A 23,846-nucleotide genomic window follows, 5' to 3' on the forward strand; every position below is an offset into this window, starting at 1 on the left:
TGTAGAAACTCTGATTTCTACACTGTTTTTTATGCTGTCTTCATTAAGGTCTTGTTGATGGTCCGGTTTATCTCTTGTTTGGACATTCCGGCCAGAGGTGCGGAATAGTTTGTAAACCAAACCTTCAGCTGGTTGGTATAAATTTCCTCAGACAAGAACATGACTTCATCTTCCACGAAGTTAACCTTTTCCGTCAACTTGTTGAGTGCCTTCATAATCCAACTATCACTATTTCCAAACATAAACCCGCTGCACTCCACTTCATTCAGCTGTCTTACTCCGCTGTTGACGCAAACCTTGAATATATGGTCGGGTTTGTGGGATAGTGCATATTTATATATTTTTTTGTATGATTTAGTTTTTGTGTTTTCCGGTATAATAATTATCTTAGCCATAATGTCTCCTCTAATAGACATTATAACCTATTAAACGAAATTTTTCAACGCCGAAACTTAATTAAATTATGTTTTCGTCCAATATTTTTAATTTATTTGGCAAAGGAGTGGATTCATGTCCCAAACCCTTATTTTAATAAGGCATTCACCCTTTTTTCTTTTTAATCTAAAAATTAACAAAGTCCTTGTATTTTTAAATAATTATACAATTTTCGGTTTTTGTGCGGAAAACGTAAACAATCCCATCATACCTTTTTAAATCCAATAAACATTTTATTACCTGTACGTATATATAAGATATCCCAGAAGACCTATCAAGACAAAAGTCAATATCACTCCCGCAATCTTCAATGGTGATTTCGGATATTCTCCGCTCACATTGCCAGTCTGGCCGTTTACAAGAAACTTGTAAGTCTTTTCCTTGAACTTGTAGGCTGACATCCACATGGGCAGGAGCACATGCTTGTACTTTATTTCACCGTAATCCGTACTCTTGTTGAGAAGCCTGAATTCATCTCCGCCGACTTGCCTTCTTATTCCCTGGTCTATGCTTTGGTCAATGTCCATCTTTGCCTTGTACCATCCGTCGTTGAGGGATATGCTGTACTTCTCCGCTATGAATCCGGACATGTATTCAGCCTTGTAGGGAAGGAGCCTCCTCAGGTTGTATCCTCCCATCCTTTTTACTAGATCGTCGTCAATATGCCTCGACACGTTTACAAGTACATCGTCAAAGTAGTTTGAATATATGCCTCTTACCGTTGTCCATCTTGTATGCCTTACCCTTTCAGTGACCGTCTTTCCATCCACAACCCTGGTATGCGTTGTATAATAGTGGGTTCCCCTTTTTGCAGTATAGGCGGTGTTTGAAGATGAGTCATATGTGAAGAAGGGAATGTATACTCCCTGTAGTCTTTCAAGTGTCTGGTCCTTCTTCAATTCTCCAGGCGCAAAGAACTTTCCATTTATCCAACTCCTGAATTTCTTTTTCCCCTTTTCCCTGTTGACCTTGAAGGGAATCATTGTTTCAGGCTTTATTCCTACACTTTCGTCAGTTTTCACAACATGGGACGATCCGCAGAAAGAACAGAACCTTGCCTTTGTGGATGAATCAACAACCGTTGCTCCTCCGCAGTTGGAACATTTGATTACAACCTTGTCTCCCCCCCAGTTGTGGGACGCCTTTTCCTCTGCATCCCTCAGATTGTATTCCCTTACATCGGTCTCCTCGTTCTCTATTTCGACGACAGTCTTGCAGTAGGGACATTGAAGCTTCTGCTCGTCGGGTGAAAACTCCATGTTTCCGCCGCAGGAGGGACAGGGAAACTTGTCCGTGCCCACCTCATGGATTTCACCGTCGTCTTCATCCTCCAGAATGTCACTGGTCTCTTCAAGGTCTTCCTTATCCCAGCTTTCAGTCTTTTCATCGTATTTTCCATGTTTTTTATCTTTTATTCCAAATGCCATATTATGTATTACTCCTGCTTGGTTCCGCATTCCGGACAGAATTTTGTTCCTTGCCTGAGCTCCGCTCCGCAGTTTGAACATTTTATCTTTTCAATTTGGCTTGCTCCGCACTGGGGACAGAATTTTGTTCCTTCATCTATCATTGTTCCACATTCTATGCAGGCCGTCTTATTAATCTTCATCCTGTTTCCACAGGAAGGGCAGAAATTCGCATTTTCATCCACAGCTGCTCCGCAGTTTGCACACTTCACCTTTGCTGCCTGTGGCTGTCCGCTGCTTTGCTGACTGTTCATTGAACTCATCATGCTGTGTGCCATGGCTGCTCCTGCACCCATTCCTGCACCGGCTCCTGCAAGGCCTCCTCCTTCGTTGTTGGCTGCCTCCCTTATGGCCTCTGCAGTCTGGTATTTGGTGAAGTCATTAAGGTCCCCCACTACTCCCATAGATGTCCTCTTGTCCATTGCCTTCTCCACATCCTCAGGCAATGAAATGTTTTCTATTGTGAAGGAAACAAGCTTGAAGCCGTAACTGTTGAACTTCGACTGAAGCTTCTGTCTTCCCTCCATGGAAAGCTCGTCATAGTGCATGGAAAAATCAAGGGCGGGTATCCGTGATTCTGCCAGAAGGTCCGACAGCGACGATACCGCCATCCTCGTCAACTGCTCCTTTATATCCGAAGTCTTGAAGGAACCGCTTGTTCCGAAAAGCTCCCTGAGGAAGGTCTCCGCATCATTGACCCTGTATGAGAATATACCGTAGGCCCTGAGTCTCAGAAGACCGAAGTCCTGGTCCCTCATCATTACAGGTCTAGTGGTTCCCCATTTCTGTCCTGTGAACTGTCTGGTGCTTACAAAGTAGACCTCAGCCTTGAAAGGTGAGTTGAATCCGTATTTCCATGCCTTAAGCTTTGTAAGTATAGGCATGTTCTCAGTCGTCAGGGCATACCTGCCGGGCTGGAAAACATCCGCTATCTGTCCCTCGTTTACAAACACGGCAACCTGCGACGCCCTTACTGTAAGCTGGGCTCCCATCTTTATTTCCTTCCCCTTTACTGGAAATCTGTAAACAAGCTCGTTCTGATCCATGTCAGTCCATTCTATTACCTCTATAAACTGTGATTTAATGAAATCAAAAATTCCCATATCAGCCTCCCATAATATTCTTTCGTCCATTCATCATTCAAGTACTGTTCCTTTGGAGACAAGCACCGATGGACCATAAGTTCTCATATCTATATTATAATATATTGATAGTTATTTATGTATGAAATTTGGAGTAACTTCGAAAATCATTTCTGATGATATCAAAGGCATTTTATGATATCATTGTATGGATGACAACAGAACCGAATCATAATTTTCAAGATACAAGGAGGAACCAATGGACTACACTATTAACAGGGAATATGTACTTGAAAAGCTGCAGACCCTTTTGAACACGGACAGTCCCAGCGGATACACCAAGAATGTGATGGAACTCATAAAATCGTGGTCCGATGAAATGGCTTACGACTTCCAATACAACAAAAAGGGTGGAGGAATAATATCAATCCCAGGCAAAAACAAAAATTATACAATAGGACTTTCAGCCCACGTGGATACATTGGGAGCAATGGTAAGGTCTGTAACCAAGAAGGGACATCTGAAATTCACTTCAATCGGAGGAAATCTTCTTCCAACACTTGACGGAGAATACTGCAGGATAATAACTAGAAAGGGAAAGATATATACGGGAACAATCCTTTCAAACTCCCCTGCCGCCCACGTATTCGACGACGCTAAAACAAAGGAACGGATAGAAAAGAATATGGAAATACGACTTGATGAGAAGGTAGAAAGCAAGGAAGATGTTCTTGCCCTTGGAATAGGTGCCGGAGACTTCATAGCGGTGGACACCAAGACCGTAGTCACTGAGAAAGGCTTCATCAAGTCCAGATACATAGATGACAAGGGAGGCACCTCCTGCATACTGGGCCTCATAGAAATCATTTACCGGGAAAAGATCACTCCGGAATGCAACCTGAAGATTGTAATATCAAACTTCGAGGAGGTTGGTCACGGAGCTTCATATCTTCCCGAAGACATCGACGAACTACTTGCCGTTGACATGGGATGCATAGGCGACGACCTTACCTGTACGGAACATGACGTTTCCATCTGCGTCAAGGATTCAAGCGGTCCCTATGACTTCGACATGACCAATAAGCTCATAGGCCTTGCAGAAAAGAAGGGTATCAGCCATGCAGTGGACATCTATCCATACTACGGCTCGGACGTATCTGCAGCCCTTCGCTCGGGAAACAATATAAGGGGAGCGCTGATCGGTCCCGGAGTACATGCATCCCACGGAATGGAAAGGACACACTGGGAAGGACTCGAAAACACAATCAAGCTCCTTTATGAATATGTAACCCATTAGATATTACTCGATGCCTGGATATTCCAGGCATTTTTCTTCGAAGGTTTTGGGCATAAACCCCTTGACACACCCGCCTATTTCAATTAACCTATTTGCAGAGAAATAAAATCACAAGGGGACCAATATGAAAATCACAACAATAATTGAAAATTCAAAACCTGTAGATTCAAATCTTGAATGCGAACACGGACTGTCATTCTTTGTGGAATATGACGGCAAAAAGATAATATTCGATACAGGAAAGGACGGTAACAACTTTCTTGAAAATGCTGAGAAGCTTGGTCTGGACATAAAGAATGCAGACTATATGGTGCTGAGCCACGGCCACTACGACCACACGGGAGGAGTCATTCCCTATGTAGACACCTTCGGCAACGACTTCAAGCTCATAATAAACCCGTCCGTATTCTATCCAAGATACAAATACAACGGCGTAAAGAAGGTTGATATCGGCATGCCCTTTGGCAGGGAAGATCTAGAAAAAAGGAATGTAAACACGATTTTCTCGGAAGATATTGAAACCATATCCGAAAATATTGATGTAATAAGTGGATTCTCCCTTCATCCCGAATACAGGATGGAGGACAGCGGACTTTTCTGTCAAGAAAACGGAGTCGAGAAGAAAGACTTCATGCCCGGAGAGTCTGTTCTTGTGATGAAGTACGAAAAGGGTCTTGTACTGCTTATCGGATGCTCCCACTCGGGAGTGGTATCTATAATAGAAAAGGTCAAGAAACTCTACGACGAAAAGATTTATGCAGTATTTGGCGGCACCCATCTGGGAGTGGCATCATCTGCCTTCATAGACAAGACTGTCCAATATTTCAAGAATTCCGATATAGAGAAAATCGGAGTCTGCCACTGCAACGGAGAAAAGGCCGGATACAAGTTCAAGGAAGAGATTCCGGACAGGTATTTCCAGATAACGACGGGGAAGGTTATTGAGATATAGGGCAGCAATAGTCGCATTCGAGACCTCGCCATTATTTGTTCAATTTTCTTAGTAATCTGACAGGGTTTCAACCAGTTACACTCCGAAAAACAGATGAGTATTCCCTGCTCCGTCGATTATATCTTTCTTGATGATTTAAGGTCGAAAGACCTTGACACAAAAACACCCTGAAGAATTGGAGTTTTAGCTACCGGTACAACAATTTGATTAAACTCAAATGATATTGTTGATACCTATTGGTCACGACCTCACACTCATCTGTTTTTCTCCGTTTTGTAATTTTTATTGTTATAATCGTCGATCACGCTTCCTCTTATTGTATTGCCTTAGGGCCATCATAACCAATATAATAAAGAGTACCAGGGCAGTTACAGGTGCAAAAAGGAAATACACGAGATACAGGATTCCGTAGCCCGGACGGAAGAGGAACAGCTCAGGAAGGATCAACAAGAGAACCAGGTTGCCCTTCCATTTTTTCCTCTTTCTGACATATATTCCCGCCAGGACAGTAGCTGTGATTATGCCCCACGTTATAACATTATGAATGCTCCTTCTGTTTGTTCCATAAAAAAGTCCTGTAGTATCCACATAGCTGAAAGTCCATTCTTCGTCGGGAAGACCTTCAAGTCTGGCACTGTAGATGGTATCCGACACCTGGTCAAGGTCTATGCTTGAATGAACCTCATATCCTCCATTGGGAAACTCTATCTCAAGATTCACCACAGGGTCACCATTCCAAAATTCGGCAGGCGTCAAGTAATATAGGTGGGTATATACATCATTGACGACGTCATCGAAAGAATAATATCCTTCTTCAGCCTTGTAGGAAATTTCCAATGTCTTCCTTTGGCCTTTCTCAATGTCTATTGAGAATTGTATTCCTTCGACCTTCCCACCCTTGCTGGCAGGTCCACCGTCACTGAGTCTTCTTTCAAGCATCCTGTCATCCACTGGATCCATTATCTCCATGGTATATCTTGCATTCCAGTTTACAGGAATATCATCTTCTTCCTTAATTTCAAATTCAGTGATTTCATTCCCGTCCACTACAGCCTCGAATCTATCTACATATACCTCCCCGGTATCATAGTCGAAATAGGGAGCAATAAACATTATATCGAGATGGTGATCATCCCTGTCTTCGTTCTCAATGTCATATATAACATCCACCCGGGAATTCCAATTGTTCTCGTCTATGGTGAATTTCACCCATTCCTCCCGGAGAACTATGCCCGTATCATCGTCAAACAATACAACATTACTGTCCGGCCGCTCGTAGGGAGACGCCGCATTCCCAAAGGCAGGGATGGAAATCAGGCATATTATCAATATGGTCAATGCTATTATCCAATTTTTTCTCATCACAACACCCCCTATATCCCAAATTCTTAGTAAAGTTCATATTTTAATCAGAACCAGTGAAATAATTATGAATAACTATTTATAAACAAAACAGGCTCCCGATATTGCACCAGAAGCCCTTTAATCACTATTGAATTATCAATTCCCTTATGCGTTTTCCTCCACTCTCAATGTACCCGGATCAAAAGATTCCCGGGGAGCCCTGAGGAAGAACACGGCCGTAGCAAGGGTTATCATTATTGTACAGAACATGAACAGCTGATAGTATTCGACCATGTCAAGGGCCACCCCTGCTGCAAACACTCCAATAGGCGAAATGACCTGCATGCTGAAGCTGTATGCCGCAAGAACCCTGGCTCTCAGTCCATTTGGTATCATAAGCTGTATGTTGGTGAATATACTTGTCCTCAAGAAGGCATTGGATATGCCGAAGAGCACAAGGAAAAATATGAAAAGTCCCATAAGCCTAAGCCCCGGTCCGCCGAGAGTTTCAAACACCCTCGGATAGAAGAATATTCCCATTACGAAGAATATCAAAGCTTCGGCCGAAAGTCCCAGTATTACTATCTTGTCCTTGGAACACTTGTGTGCAATAATTGACAGTATCATGTTTCCAGTGAATATTCCAACCATAATGGATGCCTGAAGAATTCCAAACTGGTTGTCCGTAAAGCCTATTCCCTCAACAAAGATATATGGCAGTATTACAGCCAGACTTGCTATTCCGAAGAAATTCGCAACGGAAACATACATTATCAGCGATACGATTCCCTTTGACTTTTTGAGGAAATCAAAGCCTTCCTTTATGTCCCTTACTGATTTTGCAACAGTAAGATTTTCATGGGTTATCTTTTCAGGTTTGTATGAAATCAGAGTTTCACTTGCTGCCGACAGAAGGAATGACACTCCGTTTATAATAAATATTACCTTCAATCCAAAAATACCAAAAAGCGCCGCTCCTATTACGGGACCTGCTATGTTTGTCATGCTGTCTATGCTTCCAATTATGGAATTTCCCTTCAGAAGCTCGTCTTCTCCAACCAGCTCCGGCAACATTGCAGCCGTAGTGGTGTCGAAAACAGCCATGACACTTGAAAGTAGAATCTGGCAGCCGAAGAGCAACGGAAGGGCTATATTTCCTTCTCGCATAGTCAAAAAAAGCATTACAGCTATAATTCCACTTAAAACATCCGACAATACCATTATTCTTTTTCTGTTGTAATTGTCTCCCAGTACGCCTCCCACAGGCATCAGGAACAACTGAGGCAATAGCTCTACAAAGGCAAATATTCCCATTGCCATGCCTGAACCGGTAGTCCTCAATATGTAAAGCGGAATGGCGACATTCTGGATACCGCTTCCCAGAAGAGAAACAAGTCTGCCCAGAGAATACAGGGCAAAGTTTCTGTTTATGAGCTTCTTCATAATTACCCCTTCTTGAATATGCGTTAATTGCATCGCAAATGCGCTGCAGAATTCAAAAAACTCGTAAGTTAACGATGATACCTAAAATTCTATTAAAATGTAACAAAAATGTCAATTAACTTATTGACATATTATGGAAACTTAACATTTGAATGCATATTTGGGACACAATAAGAACAATTTGCCATTGTAAGCATCATATTTCAATGTAATTTCTCAAAAAGGGTGAGCCATGCAAACTGCATGGCTCACCCTTTTCCATTAGGAGGAATCTATTACCACCTGAGTACAGGTTTTCTTGCTGCTTTTACTTCGTCTAGTCTTCTCACCTCGGTATTGTATGGTGCATTGTGAAGGATCTCAGGATCCTTTTCTCCCTCTTCCTTCACCTTTATCATTATTTCAACGAAATGGTCAAGGGTTTCAAGGCTTTCAGTCTCCGTAGGCTCTATCATTATGGCTTCATCTATTATGAGGGGGAAATACACGGTAGGAGGATGAACTCCGTAGTCCAGGAGCCTCTTTGCTATGTCCAGTGTCCTTATCTCCGACAGACCGTCCCTTCCAGTCAGCACAAATTCGTGCTTGCATATGGTATCTATGGGAAGCTTGTAGTGTTCCTTGAGACAGCTTTGGAGATAGTTGGCGTTCAGCACCGCAGTTTCACTGGCCAGCTTCAGTCCTTCGGCACCCATGGTAAGTATGTAGGTATAGGCTCTTGCCAGTACACCGAACTGTCCGTAGAATCCCATTATCTTTCCTATGGAATTCGGCCTTTCATAGTCCAGGATATAGCTTTCTTCTTTCTTTTCAACTACGGGGTATGGAAGATATTCAAGAAGGTCTTCCCTTACACCTACAGGCCCTGCTCCGGGGCCTCCTCCACCGTGAGGAGTTGAAAATGTCTTGTGGAGATTGAGATGGATTATGTCAAACCCCATGTCTCCAGGCCTTGCCCTCCCCATGATTGCATTCATATTGGCTCCGTCGTAGTAAACAAGACCTCCCGCCTCATGGACAAGCCTGGATATTTCCAGTATGTTCTTTTCAAAAAGTCCAAGTGTTGAAGGGTTTGTAAGCATCAGGCCCGCCACTTCATCATCCAATGCCTCCTTCAGTGCTTCAAGGTCAACGCCTCCCATCTTGTCGGACTTTATTTCCACTATGTCGTATCCCACAGATGTTGCACTTGCAGGGTTGGTACCGTGGGCCGAATCGGGGACAATAACCTTTTTCCTCTTTGTATCCCCTCTCATCTCATGGTATTTCTTAATTATCATGAGACCTGTAAGCTCGCCATGTGCTCCTGCAGCAGGCTGAAGGGTATATCCGGCCATGCCGGTGATTTCAGAAAGCTTTTCTCCCAGGTCATGCATGAGCCCAAGAGCTCCCTGGACCTGGTTTTCATTCTGATAGGGATGAAGTGCTACAAAACCTTCCATTGAAGCCATGTCCTCATTGATCTTGGGATTGTATTTCATTGTACATGAACCCAGCGGATAAAATCCTGTATCCACTCCGAAATTCTTGTTTGAAAGGTTGGTATAGTGCCTTATAACGTCCACTTCATAGACTTCCGGAAGCCTAGGCTCAATTTTTCTTTTCAGGTTTTCAGGAAGCATCTCTTCAGTGATGTCTATTTCCACGTCATTTTCAGGTAGTGAGTATGCTTTTCTTCCCTTTTTGGAAAGGTCTATTATCTGTTTGATGTATTTCCCCATCATTCCACCTCCCCGATTATTTCAACCAGTCTGTCTATTTCCTCTTTTGTCCTCTTTTCGGTCACTGCAAATAGAACATGGTTATCATGGTTATCCATTAGCCTGCTCATATTTAGAGGCCCTATCATTCCATTTTCAAAGAGTATATCGTTGAGCTTTTCAGGTTCTATTTTCGATTCCAGCATAAATTCCTTGAAGAACGGTCCTTCATAAACCTTGTTGAATTTTCCGGTTTCAAGAAGCTTCCTTTTTGCATATTCTGCCTTTGTCATGGACTGTTCTGCAACTTCTTTTATTCCTTCCTTGCCCATTGTGGACAGATACGCCACCGCCATAAGGGCACAAAGGCTCTGGTTGGAGCAGATGTTGGAGGTTGCCTTTTCCCTTCTTATATGCTGTTCCCTTGCCTGAAGGGTAAGTACGTATCCGGGCTTTCCGTCCACATCTTCCGTCATTCCGCAGATTCTTCCTGGAAGCTTCCTCATGAGCTTGGTGGTCGTTCCTATGAATCCAAGGTAGGGGCCTCCGAAACTCTGGGTCATTCCAAGACTCTGTCCCTCTCCTACGACTATGTCCGCTCCCCATTCTCCTGGTGTCTTGAGAAGTCCAAGGCTTATGGGATCCACACTCATTATTAAAAGACCCTTGTTTTCATGAACCCTCTTTTCAACTTCGGATACGTCTTCAATTATTCCATAGAAATTTGGATTCTGCACTATTACAGCAGAAGTGTCTCCATCTATGCAGTCGAGGCTGTCGCTGCATGTTCTTCCCTTGTTTTCCGGAATCTTTACAAGCTCTATTTCCCTGAAATGGCAATACGTTTCAAGAACCCTCATAGTCTCTGGATGAATGGTGGCGGATACCGCTATCCTGTTTTTCTTCTTTATCCTTACAGCCATTATCGCCGCTTCTGCAGCTGCAGTGGCTCCGTCATACATGGATGCATTAATAACATCCATTCCCGTAAGCTCCGCCATCATGCTCTGGTACTCGAATATATACTGGAGAGTTCCCTGGCTTATTTCAGGCTGATAGGGAGTATATGAGGTATAAAACTCTGACCTTGAGTATATGTGTTTGACAGTCGAAGGGATATAATGGTCGTAGGACCCTGCTCCCAGAAAGCTCACATAGTCATTGAGGTTTTTGTTCCTTGTGCTCAGTTCCCTCATGATCTTTCTTACTTCCATTTCACTCATGGAGTCGTTGATATTCATTCTACCCTTGAGCTGCAATTCCTCGGGTATGTCACCGAACAGATCATCCACACTCTCCACTCCGATCCTGTCGAGCATGACCTTCCTGTCTTCACGGGTTAGAGGTATGTATTTATTCATCCTCTTCCGCCTCCTCAAGTCCTTCGATATATTCTTCATACTGTTCCGGATTCATCAATTCTTCAACTTCAGTTGCATCGTTTACCTTAATCTTAGCTATCCAGTTTTCATAGGCGTCCTCGTTGATGAGCTCTGGCTGCTCCTCAAGCTCTTCATTGACTTCAATCACCTCACCGCTTAGGGGCAGATATATGTCGCTGGCAGCCTTTACGGATTCTATTGCACCAAAGCTGTCTGCCGCACCAAACTCTTCACCGATTTCCGGAAGCTCGACATAAACTATGTCTCCAAGAGCATGCTGCGCATAATCACTGAGACCAACATAAGCCTCTTCCTCTTCAACCCTCACCCACTCGTGAGTCTGTGTGTAGTACAAACCTTCTTTAACTGTCATATCAAATCCTCCTAGTTTTTTATTTAGTTTTAAGCCAAAGCCATAGTTGAGTTTATTCATGAGATAAAATGTATCGCAATGCTTCAATGCGATACTGTTTCTCGAATGAATAAGTACGAAACTCACTTTTGATTAAAACCTCATTTAATTTAATAGATTCTATTCAAATTTACCTTGCATAATTTTTTGTCAGGAATTTTCTCGATATCACCTTTGCCCCGACTCTTTTCTTTCTTATTTGTATATAAAATCCACTGCCAATTGACAGATGCCCTGCATCAACAAGTGCAAGACCTATTGACTTTCCAACTGTAGGGGACTTGTATCCCGTTGTGACATGACCTATGATTTCTCCTTCTTCATCGAGAACCTCATAACCGGCTCTTGCTATTCCCCTGTCAACAAGCTCGAATCCAACAACCTTTCTCTTGAGTCCCAGGTCCCTCTGAAGCTTCAATGATTCCATGCCAATGAACTCCTCCTTGTCAAGCCTCACGCAGAATCCGTACCCCGCTTCCAGAGGAGAAATTTCCTCTGTCAATTCATGACCGTAAAGGGGCAGGTTGGCCTCGAACCTGAGGGTATCCCTTGCTCCAAGCCCGCATGGATGTATATTGTATTCCCTTCCTTTATCAAGAAGACCATTCCATACTTTTTCAATTTCACCGGAGGAAGCATAAATTTCAAATCCGTCCTCTCCCGTGTATCCCGACCTTGACACCAGACACGATACGCCGAAAATATTTATATCTTCCGCAAAGTTGAAAAACTTGAGAGCTGAAAGGTCAAAGTCAACGCACTTCTGAAGAAGTTCTTCCGCCTTAGGTCCCTGAAGTGCAATCTCACCTGTATCATGGGAAATATGGCTGAATTCCACTTCGAATTCCATTTCCGAAATAGCCCTTTCCATCCATTCCACATCCTTGTCTATATTGCCTGCATTTATAATGATGAGATAGCTGTCCTCATCCCTTTTGTAGACAAGTGTGTCATCAACCACCCCGCCGTTTTCATAACACATGACGGCGTACTGTATCTCATTTTTGCCGATTCTGTCCACGTCATTTGTGATTATATGTTGCACAAACCTCTTCGCATCCTTGCCACGTACTTCCACCTCTCCCATATGGGAAACATCAAAAATTCCAACACCGTTCCTCACGGCATTGTGCTCTTCAACAAGACCTGAATACTGGACAGGCATCTCCCATCCGCCGAATTCCACCATCCTGCCCTTGAGCTTCAGATGACTCTCATAAAGGGGTGTTCTCTTCAGTTTATCCACTACATCCATCTCCTCTTATTGTGTCTTGTCGGTCCAGGGTACAAAAAAAGGTCGCAAGACAATTATCTGCCTCACAACCTCTGTTCCTTTACCTGAGAGTTTTATATTCCCCTTCGGTGCTGCTCCAGCAGTCTCTTCAGAGTTCCATCAGATTGCGATCCTGTTGCCTGAGAGTTTCTACGGCCAATGGGCTAAACTGTCCGCATTTCTCCTTCGGCTACCACCTAAGGTATCTCTCGCAACCGTCCTCTGGATATTTCTATACAAGAATTATAACATAATATTCATTTACTTTTAAAGGTTAATTTATTAATTATTATATATTCGAACATTTCAATCTATGCCTTTGCCCGAATCCGCAACATCAAGAATATCCAGGGGATAGGGATTGAAAATGGTCTGTCTCTTCAAGTAAGGCTCGTCAAACCTTACAACCCATGAACGAATTACCGCTATTGGCAGGCTGAAGGGTATTTTTTTCATGCTGTATTGCTGGAGTATATCAAGAAAGTATGCCTTCTCCTCTTTTGAAAGGTCCTTTTTGAAATATCCCAGAAGATGCATCAGCATGTTTATATTGGTGCCCCGTCTAAAAGGCTTTTTAAGCGCCTCATTGAGCATCACTCCATATTCCCATATGACTTCATCCACATCAAGGTTGTCATGGTTGGCGACTATTCTGCCCAGTTTTTTTTGATTCATCTGGTGATAAGCCATGAGCAGGTATTTGTTTCTGCTGTGAAAATCGACCAGTACACTCATCTTGTTGCTTTCAATGACTTCATCAAAATACAGGTTCGCATAAAGCCTGGTGAGGAAATGCTCCCTGATATTGTAATTGGTAAGCCTGCCCTCGTCTTCCGTGGGAATGCACGGGAAGTTTTCCTTGACTGCTCTTCCAAAAAAACCATCGGTCTTTTCAGGGATTGTATTTGCCTTTCCCAAATCACTATATATCTTTACATCCTTTATTCCGCAGGACGGAGAACGGCTTTTCATTACTATTCCATGGATTCCTTTTTCCTTTATGCCTTCTATGAAATCTTTGGAAAAGTCCTTCATTGAATCTGTAATATCTGTACCGGACATTGAATATACAAGCCTTTCTCCACCACCTTTTCTTATGATTCGTATGGCCTCCCTGGGGATTGAAAGCCCTATTTCCACTTCAGGACATATGTCTATAAACTCAACATGGTTTTTAAGCTTGTCTATGAAAGGACTGCTTATGCGACTGCCATCATATCTGCAGTTGTCATGTTCTATGCATCTGCTTATGAGCACAACGGGTTTTTCAGTCATCAGATCACCCCTACAATAATATTTGGACTATTAGCATCTCTATATTGTGCATACATTCTTCCCTTTGATTATACCACACGATAACCATGATTCATGATATAATTATTTTAACGGAGAAGTGATGAATATGAAGAAAAAAATAGTCATAGAAGATAAAATGCAAAGAGGATACTATTACCTCACCAAGGAAACAGGCAAGGATTTTGACGAAGAATTCAAGCCGGAACTGACTCCAAAGGAAATGCTTGAACTGGGCGTTTTTGGAGGCAAGTACATGACCGACTGCATAAATGAATTCCCGGAGGAATGGTTTGAGAATGCCAAGCTTTCCTTCTTTAAAAAAGATATATCATTGAATTACTTTGGCGTGGATGCTTCCCTGCCTCTTGAAACCTGGAGGGCCAAGGGGTGGATAAACCATGCGGATCCAAGGGGCTGGTTTCAGTGGTACTGCCGTTACTATTACGGCAGAAGAATTCCCCTTGAGGATTCCCGACAGATCAAGCGGTGGAAGGCAATGCGCAGGCACATAGGAGCCATCAGGAAAAACTGTACTCCCCTGGACTTGAACTGCAGAAAAAAACAACGTCAGGCTCTTCTTCACTGGGCCTATGACAGCAGAAAAATTTAACTTCTTAAAAATTAGTAAAAAAAGAACAAGCTTCCCGCCGGTTTTTAAACCGATGCAGTGCTTGTTCTTTTATTGTTTGATCTTATAAATAATTGTCTATTCGGGTGAATCTTCAAGGTCAAATGGGCCGATTTCATTGATGTCAAAAGGTGTTTCCTGATATACGCAGTAGTTCAGCCAGTTTGAGAAAAACATATGGGCAGGTCCCTTCCACTTCATTATGACTTCCTTTTCAGGATCGTCGTCCTCGAAGTAGTTTGCAGGAACTGCAGTGTCCATTCCCTTTTCCACGTCCCTGTCGTATTCCTTCTTCAGGGTGTATTTCTCATACTCCCCGTGTCCCTGAACAAATATCTGTCTTCTGTTCTTGAGGGCTGAAATATGCACTCCCGCCTCTTCCGACTCAGCCAGTATCTCTATGGTTGGAACCTTGTCGAATTCCTTTCTTTCTATCTGGGTGTGCCTGGAATGGGGTGCATAGAACTTGTCGTCAAATCCCCTCATAAGCCTTGACTTTGGATCAACCACATCATGGAGAAACACTCCGAAAAGCTTCTCGTCAAGCATCGTCCTCTGAACACCGTAGTGATAGTAAAGAGCAGCCTGGGCTCCCCAGCAAAGATGAATGGTGCTGAATACATTGGACTTCGAATACTCCATGATTTCAACCAGCTCCTCCCAGTAGTTGACCTCTTCATAGGGAAGTGTTTCAACCGGTGCTCCTGTTATTATCATTCCATCGAATTTCTTGTGCTTGATATCGTCAAAGGTTTCATAAAAGGTTGTAAGATGCTCCTGCTTGGTATTCTTCGATTCGTGACTGCTCATGTTCACAAGATGAAGATTGACCTGGAGAGGCGTATTGGCAAGCATCCTTATTAGCTGGGTTTCAGTCTCGACCTTTGTTGGCATCAGATTCACTATCACGATTTCAAGAGGCCTTATGTCCTGGCTGTAGGCTCTTGAATCATACATTACAAATACGTTCTCTTCCTTTAATACATAATATGCCGGCAATTTTTTTGGTATTACAATGGGCATGAAAGTAACCTCCTTACTTCGCTACGGCTTTAATGGCCTTGTCGAAATCTGCGATTATGTCGTCTATGTTTTCGATTCCTATGGACACCCTGATAAGATCGGGAAGCACTCCTGCTGCTATCTGCTGTTCTTCCGTAAGTTGTCTGTGGGTTGTGCTTGCAGGGTGGAGTATGCTTGTTCTAAGGTCTCCAATGTGTACAACAAGTGCTGTGAGGTCCATGTGCTTGATAAGTTCCTTGCCTGCCTGGTTTCCTCCTTTTATTCCGAATGTCAGTATTCCGCTTGCTCCCTTTGGAAGGTATTTCTTTGCAAGATCATATGAATCGCAATCTTCAAGAAGTGGATAGTTGACCCAGCTCACTCCTTCGTGTCCCTTGAGGAACCTGGCAAGCTTAAGTGCATTTTCACAGTGTCTTTCCATTCTTACATGGAGTGTTTCCAGACCCAGGTGGAAAAGGAAGGCATTGAAAGGACTCATTGTCATTCCATAGTCCCTGAGCATCTGAACCCTTGCCTTTGTGATATAGGCTGCAGGTCCAAAATCCTTCACATACTGTATTCCGTGATAGCTAGGATCGGGCTCGACCAGCTCCGGGAACTTGCCGTTGTCCCAGTTGAATGTTCCTCCGTCTATTACAACTCCTCCGACACTGGTAGCATGTCCGTCGGTGTATTTTGTTGTCGAATGTATGACTATGTCCGCTCCGTGTTCCAAAGGTCTGCACAGTACCGGCGTAGCAAGGGTATTATCCACTATGAAAGGTACATCCATAATCTTTGCCGCCTTGCTGAATTTTTCGAAGTCGAGGATGTTCAAGCCTGGATTTGCTATCGTCTCGGCAAAAAGAGCCTTTGTATTTTCCTTTGCAGCTGCCACTATTTCATCACAGCTGGAGTCGGGATTTATGAATGTCGCCTCTATGCCCATCTTCTTGAGGGTTACAGCAAAAAGGTTGAATGTTCCTCCATATATGGTTGAAGATGCAACTATGTGGTCTCCTGCCTGGCAGATGTTCAGGAAAGCAAGGGTTGAAGCTGCCTGTCCCGACGAAGCTGCAACCGCACCTACTCCTCCTTCAAGAAGGGCCATCTTGTTTTCAAGCTCTGCAACTGTAGGATTGGATATTCTTGAATACATGTGTGTGGCAGACTTAAGGTCAAACAGGTCTGCCACATCGTCTGAATCGTAGTACCGATAAGTTGTGCTCTGAGCTATTGGAAGCACTCTTGGGTCTCCAGACTCAGGCTTGTAGGTACCCTGTACACATTGAGTTTCAATTTTGTAGTTTTTCATTTCATCCTCCTGTACTGTAGCTTACTTCACTAAGATGCAAAAAGCCGCTCCTAAATAAGAAGCGGCTCAAATTCCATAATCTTCTTATCTTCCAGTTTTCACTGTTGGAATTGGCACCTTGCGCATATGCGTAGGTTGCCGAGGTTTCTAAGGGCCATTCCCTCCACCTCTCGTGATAAGTTACAGTTTTATATTTTCATACTATCTTAAATCTTATTGACGCGATTGTCAACTGTTTTTTTGATTTCTGCTACTTCAACGCTGCAATTACAGTCATTTCCACAAGAAGTGACTCCCTTGCCATTTTCGCCTCAACGCATGCCCTTGCAGGTTCATTGCCTTCATTCACCCATGCGTCCCATACTTCGTTCATTTCCTGAAACATTGACATGTCCTTCAAGTAGATTGTAGTTGACAATATGTGGTTCTTGTCCGATCCATATTCATTAAGAAGATTCTCAATCTTCTCAAGTACAACCTTTGTCTGCCCCTTTATGTCTTCAACATCTCCACAGGTCTGTCCGCAAAGGTATATTGTATTCCCATGTACAACGGCACGGCTCATTCTTCCAGTTCCTTCATATCTCTTAATTTCCATAATATCCTCCAAATATAACCATAGCTTATAATTTTCAATTAAACAAAAAACAGCCCCGCCATCCGAAATAAATCGGTACCGGCGGAGCCTGACATGTGAATTGATTTCTCCGTCTAATTCCATTGTCTATTCTTCTGCTTCCTCTTCCTTCTTCTTCAAATCAACCTTTTCCATGATTTCGGGAACCATCTCGATAAGCTTGTCGATACTTGACGATTTCTTGATAGGCATCATTTCAACATGGTCTCCCTTGATTACCAGAACCGATGAAACGGAAATCTTGCCTCCGCTTCCAAGTCCTCCACCTTCTCCTTTGGCTTCCTTGTCGGTGCCGCCACCTCCGCCTGTTCCCAGTCCGAAGTTGATCTCGATGAATGGAACGATTGTAACCTCGCCAATCTGAACCGGTTCGCCTACAACGGTATCCGTCTTCATGAAACTTTGAAGCTTCTCGAAAACATTGTTTACATTGTCCTTGATATTGAATTCTGCCATTGTTTATGCCTCCTTCTTTATTTATTCGTTCAATATTCAGTGTTCAGACTAAGCATCCGAACACTCCATATTGCATGAATTTATTCAACCATATGTCATTTCTTCGAAAAGAGTATCTTCCTCACGGGTTTTGTAAACACCAAGCCCAACGCCACTGCCAGAATGTATGCAAGCCATATTCTCCCTTCAATGGATCCTTCCCCCTCCAATATGCCTTCGTCAAAGACCGGCTCCAGTCTTATGTCGTATTTTTCCGGCAGCATATAGTCCTGGCTGTACAAGGCGCACAGGTACCCTGTATACATTGGATTGTCAAAGCCTGCCTTTATCCTCATCGTGACCATATTGGGCCAAAGATGTTTCAACAGCTTTTTCACTGCCGACAAAACCTTTTTTATCAATTCCTTCTTGAAATATTCTAATCTGACTGATTTTTTCTTCTTGGTCTCCTTTTCTTTCTTTTTCAATTCTTTGTCATCTTTTTTCTTATCCTTGTCATCACCATTCTTAGTGTCCATGCTTTTTTCCAATCCCAAAAACCTTATCCTGACATTAATCTCCTCATCCTGTTCCTTCAATATGAATACCTTAAGTCCTCCAAAGAGCCAGGAAACAATCCCCCTTGCCTTTACCCCTTCATACCTTTCAGCCTCTGCATAATAGGTGTAGGGTATGAGGATGACAAATGCTATTAGAACTAAGATAAGGAGAAGAATATATCCAATTATAGACAGTATGATCATTTCAGCCTCCCTGTAATCCAATAACTGGTAAACTGCAAAAAAACCAGCCCTTTAGGCCGGTTTTATGTCAGTATTTTCAGATAGCGGCTTCTCTGAGCCGACCTGTGATTATATTCTAATTATACCATCAAAATAGCATTTTTTATACAGTTCTGATAATTAATCTTCATTATATCGAGATCAATATTTTCAAGATCCTGTAGTTAAAGTATCAGTGTTGCATTTTCTAGATTACATCATAATATTTTCATTATTCCTTGAACTTAATATGCATTTCTTCGTCTAAATTAATATACCCCATCCAGACGCTCCTTATTTCAAGAATCAACTCAACTTTAAGCTTTTGTTTTCATAAAGGTGGTTTTATGCAAAATCTAGTTTCGTCCTGATTCTTTCAATATTCCGCGTCCAGTTGAACCGTCCAGACGCTCCTTATTTCAAGAATCAACTCAACTTTAAGCTTTTGCATAAAACTATGATATAATATATATGAATGTTTTATTTCTTTACAAGTTTCATTGTTATTTATCCAAATAGAGTATCCAGTTGAAGAATTCCGGATATTCTATTTGAGGAAATAAACTCAACTATGTTTTGCTATAAAAAATATGGATGTTTTAATCAAAAGCGAGTTTCGTTCTTATTCACTCCATATTCAGTGTACAGTTGAATCGTCTATACACTTTCTATTTCGTGAATAAACTCAACTTCACTTTTGCTTAAAACCAGGAGGAGAAATCAATGAAAAGGCTTGTTTTATCTGTATTGGTACTATTGCTGATGAGCACCATGATTGTTCCTGCTCTGGGAGAAGAGGCAGATCCTCTGATTGTACCGGGCACCATTGCGCTTCATCTGGGCAGTCCTCTCATACTGGACGGCGAGGATATGAAATCACTTGATCCGGACAATCCGAATGTGGTCCCCGTAATCCACAAGGACAGGACGCTGATTCCACTGCGGGCTCTGGCGGAACATTTCGGGGGCGAGGTATCCTACAATGCCGTGGACCGGGAGGCTATAATCTCCTATGACGGAAAGAACTATATTTTCCCCATAGACAAAAACCACTACAGGATAGAAGTCGACGGTAAAAGTCTTGGCACCGTGGTCTTCGACACTGAATCGCTCATAATGAACGACAGGACAATGGTTCCCCTTCGGGTAATCTGCGAAAAGGTTCTCGGAAAAACCGTTGGATACAGCGATAGGGTAATTACAGTAGGTAACGAAGAAATTGACCTCGATGAAAAGACAGTCGAAGGAATAAAGGCCAAGATCGGCCAGGCTCTCCAGGTCACCTCACTTGATGAACTCAAGTCTATTTTGGGTACCATGGAGGAATACTATTACAGGGACGACATGATTATGGAGGAAGGCGTTTCCGATATGCCGACACAGGCTACGGATTCTGAAAAATCAACCAATGAAGCTGCAGAAGCACCATCTGCTGAATCTTCCGCCGAGGGTGATTATTCATCCACCAACGAACAGGTTGAGGGTGTAAACGAATCAGATATTGTAAAAACCGACGGTAAATTCATATATGTGGCGACTTCAAAGTCCGTTAAGATCTATGATGCAAGAAAGGGCATCCCCGTACTCGTCGACGAAATAGAATCAACAGTGGACTCAAATACGGGAGAATATACAAGCTTCTCGGACCTTTATGTAAGCGAGGGAAGGCTTGTTGTACTGGGAACCAGGAACCGATTCAACAACTGGATACAACCCATTCCCGATGTCGGAATACCTGAAACGGATGGCATGATTTCAATAGAGGTTATGCCCTACAGACAGGACACCACCTACGTCTATTGCGGAGTGTATTCAATATCGAACAGTGGAGAGGCTGAACTCATGAAGGAAGTGGATCTCGAAGGGTCCCTGCTTTCGAGCAGGAAAAAGGACGACACCCTCTATCTCATCGTAAACAAGTATGTATATTACGGATACGATGACATCATCCTTCCTATGTACAAGGACAGTGCGGTAGATGAGGAGTTCCGACAGATTTCCTATGACAAGGTGATGTACTGTCCAAGGAGAAGCGAAAACAACTACCTAATAGTGGCAGCCATAGACATTGAAGACGAGGAAACTCCTGCTTCAATCAATTCATTCCTTGGAAGTGGAAGAACAGTATACATGAGCAATGACAACCTCTATATTGCAAACACCGACTACAGCAGGAACTGGGGACAGATTACGAATATTGCAAGATTTTCAGTAGATGGAATGAAGGTGGGATTTGCAGGAGGAGGGCTTATTGAAGGAACAATCCTCAACCAGTTCTCAATGGATGAATACAAGAATAACCTCAGGGTGGCGACATCGGGATGGAACAACGGCAGCACAAACTCACTCTTTATCCTTGACAGGAACATGAATGAAATAGGATCCATCGAAGACATAGCCCCCGGCGAAAGACTTTATTCAGCAAGATTCATGGGAGACAAGGGATATATAGTTACATTCAGGCAGATTGACCCCTTGTTTGTAATTGACCTGTCGAACCCTAAAGATCCTGAAATCACCGGTGAGCTTAAGGTTCCCGGATTCTCGAACTACCTGCATCCTATCGGAGAAAACACACTTCTCGGAATAGGAAGGGATGTTGACGAAGATACCGGAAGACAGCGAGGAATCAAGCTTTCAATATTCGATGTGTCGTATAAGGGAAGGCCAGAGGAAATAAACAGCCTCATCCTTGGAGACAGCGGAAGCTATGCAGAGGTATTGAACAACCACAAGGCACTCATGCTGAATCCAGGAAAAGACATGCTTGCATTCGATGCACGCCTAAGCACCTATACGGACAAGTATGAATATTCATATTTCAACGGTGCAGTGGTGGTGGAAGCCAACGAAAACGGCAAGCTTGTAGTTCTTGAAAAAATCTCCAGCGAAGGTGTCTACGCATCGGACGTGAAGAGACTGCTGTACATAGACGACTATCTCTACTATATCCTTGACGACGATATAAGGACCTTTAATATAGACACATTTGAGGAAATGAAGTAATTGTCTTAAAGCGGATATTCCATTTCGGAGATATCCGCTTTATTTTTATTGTAAAATTCTAAAGATATGTTTTGCATCTGTATAAAATATGTTATGATATCTAATAAACCAATCTATGAAAGAGGCTAAAATGCAATGTCTGAAAACAATGTAGAATTATGCGCCAAATATATATCTCTAATTTATCGTAAATCAGGTGAACCTATTAAGAAACTTCTAAAATCAATAGGTCTCACCTCCACTCAGTCAATCCTCATTATTGGAATACATCGAAACAGCGGCATAAACCAAAAAGATTTATCCAATACACTGTATATTGATACAGGAGCCATATCAAAAAATCTGAGGATTCTGGAAGACAGAAATTTGATTTATAGGATAGTGGATGAATCAAACAGAAGAAACTTTAAACTTTATCTTACTGAAGATGGAAAGGAACTCTTGGAGAAAAATGAAGGACTTCAAATGGAATTCTGGGAAAAATCTCTAGAAATTTTTGATCAGAATGAATTAGAGCAGTTCAAATCATTCCTGGAACGTTTGGAAGATAATATAGGATAGCATGCAGAAGAATCCAGTAAAGCAATTATTTTACTGGATTCTTAGTTTATACTGTATCTCGGAGCTCAGCCCTAATTATTTGCTGCGCTAGCATTCCTGATTACTGAATCATTTTGCCTATAGACATTCCTGCAGTTGGTTTCCTTTATAAAAAGCATTGCAGCAAATCCAATTAAAGTAGCAATTAAGCAGTATTTAAATGCCATATGGTAGACCATTACTGATGGTAAGGTACTGCTATACACATCAAACACCTTCCCAAGCATTGGCGGTAGGATAGATGGCCCGATAAATCCTCCTATGTTTACACAGGAAGTGGAAACTCCTGCTGTTTCAGGTGGATTGAGTTCCTTTGAAGATGCAATTCCAAGTACGAATATGGAGCATGAAAATCCAAGCAGGAACAGCAACGGCACCATGATGTCAATCGGTGGTTTGCCACCGTTGACAAACACAATGATACCCCAGCAAACAATATTTACTAATCCAAAAATTATCATAGGTAGTTTTCTCTTTTTTTATGGTATCTGATAATTTCCCTATTGCTACACTTCCCAATGCAAGTCCCAGTACTACTATCATTATATAGTTTGAAGCATCTACTTTAGATATGCCATATACGTCAACCATATATGAACGCCCCCATACTGCTGAGAAAGAACTCAATGCTGCCGTAAATCCTGAAAACGTGATGATAGCTGCCCATGTATTTGGATTTCTCAAAACTACTGCCAGGCCTTTCATTAAAAACGATTTTCCAACATTTGAATCATTTGAAGTGTTTCCCTCGAGCGCCTCAAATGAAGGCAACCCCATGTCAGAAGGTTTGTTTCTGACAAATACGTGACATAACAATGCGATAATCAACCCTGTAATACCCATGACTCCAAAAGAAAACCTCCATGAAAACATCGATACCATCACGGTCAAGGGAGTTTGAGCCAATACTCCTCCCAAACCTCCTATGAAAAGAGTCAGCCCGGCCATAGTTCCGAATTCACTTGCGCTGAACCATTGGGACTGAGTTTTCAAAATACATACAAATATAACAGATACTCCCAGTCCAACCAATAATCTTCCCATAAACAGAACAACCACGTTCGGTGCAAATCCCATGGTAAATGAGCCTATTCCTGCAACTATGGAGCCAATGGTAACGGTCTTCTTTGCACCCAGGGAGTCTGCGAGCAAACCTGTAGGTATCTGCATGATCATATACGAATAGGAATATGTTGCAGCCAAAGATGCAAACAGGGTACTCGAAAGTCCAAATTCAATCATCAGGTCTTCTCTTAACACCCCTATGGCATTTCTATGAAATTGTGAAATGACATATGCTGAAACGAGAATTCCCCATATAAGCCATCTATAGTACTTGAATTTTTTATTAATATTCAT

At 42.6% G+C, this 23,846-nt stretch carries 22 protein-coding genes and 2 riboswitches; of the genes, 5 read left to right on the forward strand and 17 right to left on the reverse strand.

What is annotated here, in order from left to right; translation table 11 throughout:
• Positions 1-29: 29 nt before the first annotated feature.
• The 3 genes from BUB05_RS05675 to BUB05_RS05685 form a co-directional block, all read right to left on the reverse strand.
• Positions 30-395: a hypothetical protein gene (locus BUB05_RS05675; protein WP_073048461.1), complete on the reverse strand. Its 366-nt coding sequence runs from the start codon at positions 393-395 to the stop codon at positions 30-32.
• 276 nt (positions 396-671) lie between these two features.
• Complete coding sequence (locus BUB05_RS05680; RefSeq protein ID WP_094762745.1) at positions 672-1,862, reverse strand: TFIIB-type zinc ribbon-containing protein; 1,191 nt, start codon at positions 1,860-1,862, stop codon at positions 672-674.
• A gap of 8 nt (positions 1,863-1,870) precedes the next feature.
• Positions 1,871-3,004 carry an SPFH domain-containing protein gene (locus BUB05_RS05685; protein ID WP_073048464.1) on the reverse strand — a complete coding sequence of 378 codons (1,134 nt, stop codon included), beginning with the start codon at positions 3,002-3,004 and terminating at the stop codon, positions 1,871-1,873.
• Between the two features lie 238 nt (positions 3,005-3,242).
• Here BUB05_RS05685 and BUB05_RS05690 point away from each other — a divergent pair, with 238 nt between their 5' ends.
• Positions 3,243-4,280, forward strand: a complete 1,038-nt coding sequence (locus tag BUB05_RS05690) for a M42 family metallopeptidase (RefSeq protein WP_073048466.1) — start codon at positions 3,243-3,245, stop codon at positions 4,278-4,280.
• 124 nt (positions 4,281-4,404) lie between these two features.
• Complete coding sequence (locus BUB05_RS05695) at positions 4,405-5,232, forward strand: MBL fold metallo-hydrolase (protein WP_073048469.1); 828 nt, start codon at positions 4,405-4,407, stop codon at positions 5,230-5,232.
• A 288-nt stretch (positions 5,233-5,520) separates the two neighbouring features.
• On the opposite strand, the gene BUB05_RS05700 is transcribed toward BUB05_RS05695, so the two are convergent.
• The 7 genes from BUB05_RS05700 to BUB05_RS05730 all read right to left on the reverse strand — a co-directional run bounded on the left by BUB05_RS05700 (position 5,521) and on the right by BUB05_RS05730 (position 14,061).
• The gene (locus BUB05_RS05700) at positions 5,521-6,594 is read right to left on the reverse strand and encodes a hypothetical protein (protein WP_073048472.1); all 1,074 of its coding nucleotides are present in this window, start codon (positions 6,592-6,594) and stop codon (positions 5,521-5,523) included.
• Positions 6,595-6,741: 147 nt separating this feature from the next.
• The gene (locus BUB05_RS05705) at positions 6,742-8,019 is read right to left on the reverse strand and encodes an MFS transporter (RefSeq protein ID WP_073048475.1); all 1,278 of its coding nucleotides are present in this window, start codon (positions 8,017-8,019) and stop codon (positions 6,742-6,744) included.
• A 275-nt stretch (positions 8,020-8,294) separates the two neighbouring features.
• A complete protein-coding gene (gcvPB, locus tag BUB05_RS05710) occupies positions 8,295-9,743 on the reverse strand; it encodes an aminomethyl-transferring glycine dehydrogenase subunit GcvPB (RefSeq protein WP_175548510.1) in 1,449 nt (482 codons plus the stop codon).
• Complete coding sequence (gene gcvPA / locus BUB05_RS05715) at positions 9,740-11,080, reverse strand: aminomethyl-transferring glycine dehydrogenase subunit GcvPA (RefSeq protein WP_073048479.1); 1,341 nt, start codon at positions 11,078-11,080, stop codon at positions 9,740-9,742. The genes gcvPB and gcvPA overlap by 4 nt, the downstream gene beginning before the upstream one ends.
• Positions 11,073-11,474: a glycine cleavage system protein GcvH gene (gene gcvH / locus BUB05_RS05720; RefSeq protein ID WP_073048481.1), complete on the reverse strand. Its 402-nt coding sequence runs from the start codon at positions 11,472-11,474 to the stop codon at positions 11,073-11,075. The genes gcvPA and gcvH overlap by 8 nt, the downstream gene beginning before the upstream one ends.
• Positions 11,475-11,643: 169 nt before the next feature.
• Positions 11,644-12,759 (reverse strand): glycine cleavage system aminomethyltransferase GcvT, encoded by a 1,116-nt coding sequence (gene gcvT / locus BUB05_RS05725; protein ID WP_073048742.1) that lies wholly within the window; start codon positions 12,757-12,759, stop codon positions 11,644-11,646.
• A gap of 145 nt (positions 12,760-12,904) precedes the next feature.
• A riboswitch (glycine riboswitch) is annotated at positions 12,905-13,008 on the reverse strand.
• An 84-nt stretch (positions 13,009-13,092) separates the two neighbouring features.
• Positions 13,093-14,061, reverse strand: coding sequence for a YbgA family protein (locus BUB05_RS05730; RefSeq protein WP_073048484.1), 969 nt, complete (start codon positions 14,059-14,061; stop codon positions 13,093-13,095).
• 127 nt (positions 14,062-14,188) lie between these two features.
• Between BUB05_RS05730 and BUB05_RS05735 the strand changes: the two genes are divergently transcribed.
• The gene (locus BUB05_RS05735; RefSeq protein ID WP_073048744.1) at positions 14,189-14,692 is read left to right on the forward strand and encodes a hypothetical protein; all 504 of its coding nucleotides are present in this window, start codon (positions 14,189-14,191) and stop codon (positions 14,690-14,692) included.
• Between the two features lie 96 nt (positions 14,693-14,788).
• On the opposite strand, the gene metA is transcribed toward BUB05_RS05735, so the two are convergent.
• From metA to BUB05_RS05760, 5 genes are all read right to left on the reverse strand, one after another.
• Positions 14,789-15,733, reverse strand: coding sequence for a homoserine O-acetyltransferase MetA (gene metA / locus BUB05_RS05740; RefSeq protein ID WP_073048486.1), 945 nt, complete (start codon positions 15,731-15,733; stop codon positions 14,789-14,791).
• A 13-nt stretch (positions 15,734-15,746) separates the two neighbouring features.
• A complete protein-coding gene (locus BUB05_RS05745; RefSeq protein ID WP_073048488.1) occupies positions 15,747-17,027 on the reverse strand; it encodes an O-acetylhomoserine aminocarboxypropyltransferase/cysteine synthase family protein in 1,281 nt (426 codons plus the stop codon).
• A gap of 81 nt (positions 17,028-17,108) precedes the next feature.
• Positions 17,109-17,209: riboswitch (SAM riboswitch) on the reverse strand.
• A gap of 68 nt (positions 17,210-17,277) precedes the next feature.
• Positions 17,278-17,625, reverse strand: coding sequence for a RidA family protein (locus tag BUB05_RS05750; RefSeq protein ID WP_073048491.1), 348 nt, complete (start codon positions 17,623-17,625; stop codon positions 17,278-17,280).
• A gap of 126 nt (positions 17,626-17,751) precedes the next feature.
• Positions 17,752-18,120 (reverse strand): GerW family sporulation protein, encoded by a 369-nt coding sequence (locus BUB05_RS05755; protein WP_073048494.1) that lies wholly within the window; start codon positions 18,118-18,120, stop codon positions 17,752-17,754.
• Positions 18,121-18,215: 95 nt separating this feature from the next.
• A complete protein-coding gene (locus tag BUB05_RS05760) occupies positions 18,216-18,863 on the reverse strand; it encodes a DUF2953 domain-containing protein (RefSeq protein ID WP_073048497.1) in 648 nt (215 codons plus the stop codon).
• A gap of 741 nt (positions 18,864-19,604) precedes the next feature.
• Here BUB05_RS05760 and BUB05_RS05765 point away from each other — a divergent pair.
• Both BUB05_RS05765 and BUB05_RS05770 read left to right on the forward strand, forming a co-directional pair.
• Positions 19,605-21,887 (forward strand): beta-propeller domain-containing protein, encoded by a 2,283-nt coding sequence (locus BUB05_RS05765; protein WP_073048499.1) that lies wholly within the window; start codon positions 19,605-19,607, stop codon positions 21,885-21,887.
• A 135-nt stretch (positions 21,888-22,022) separates the two neighbouring features.
• Positions 22,023-22,448, forward strand: a complete 426-nt coding sequence (locus tag BUB05_RS05770; RefSeq protein WP_073048501.1) for a MarR family winged helix-turn-helix transcriptional regulator — start codon at positions 22,023-22,025, stop codon at positions 22,446-22,448.
• Between the two features lie 71 nt (positions 22,449-22,519).
• Here the strand turns inward: BUB05_RS05770 and BUB05_RS18430 are convergent, their stop codons facing one another.
• Positions 22,520-22,903, reverse strand: coding sequence for an MFS transporter (locus BUB05_RS18430; RefSeq protein ID WP_175548512.1), 384 nt, complete (start codon positions 22,901-22,903; stop codon positions 22,520-22,522).
• The gene (locus BUB05_RS05775; RefSeq protein ID WP_094762748.1) at positions 22,872-23,846 is read right to left on the reverse strand and encodes an MFS transporter; all 975 of its coding nucleotides are present in this window, start codon (positions 23,844-23,846) and stop codon (positions 22,872-22,874) included. Before BUB05_RS05775 ends, BUB05_RS18430 begins: the two co-directional genes overlap by 32 nt.

The sequence above is a fragment of the Dethiosulfatibacter aminovorans DSM 17477 genome, assembly GCF_900142005.1.
GTDB classification, from domain to species: domain Bacteria; phylum Bacillota; class Clostridia; order Tissierellales; family Dethiosulfatibacteraceae; genus Dethiosulfatibacter; species Dethiosulfatibacter aminovorans.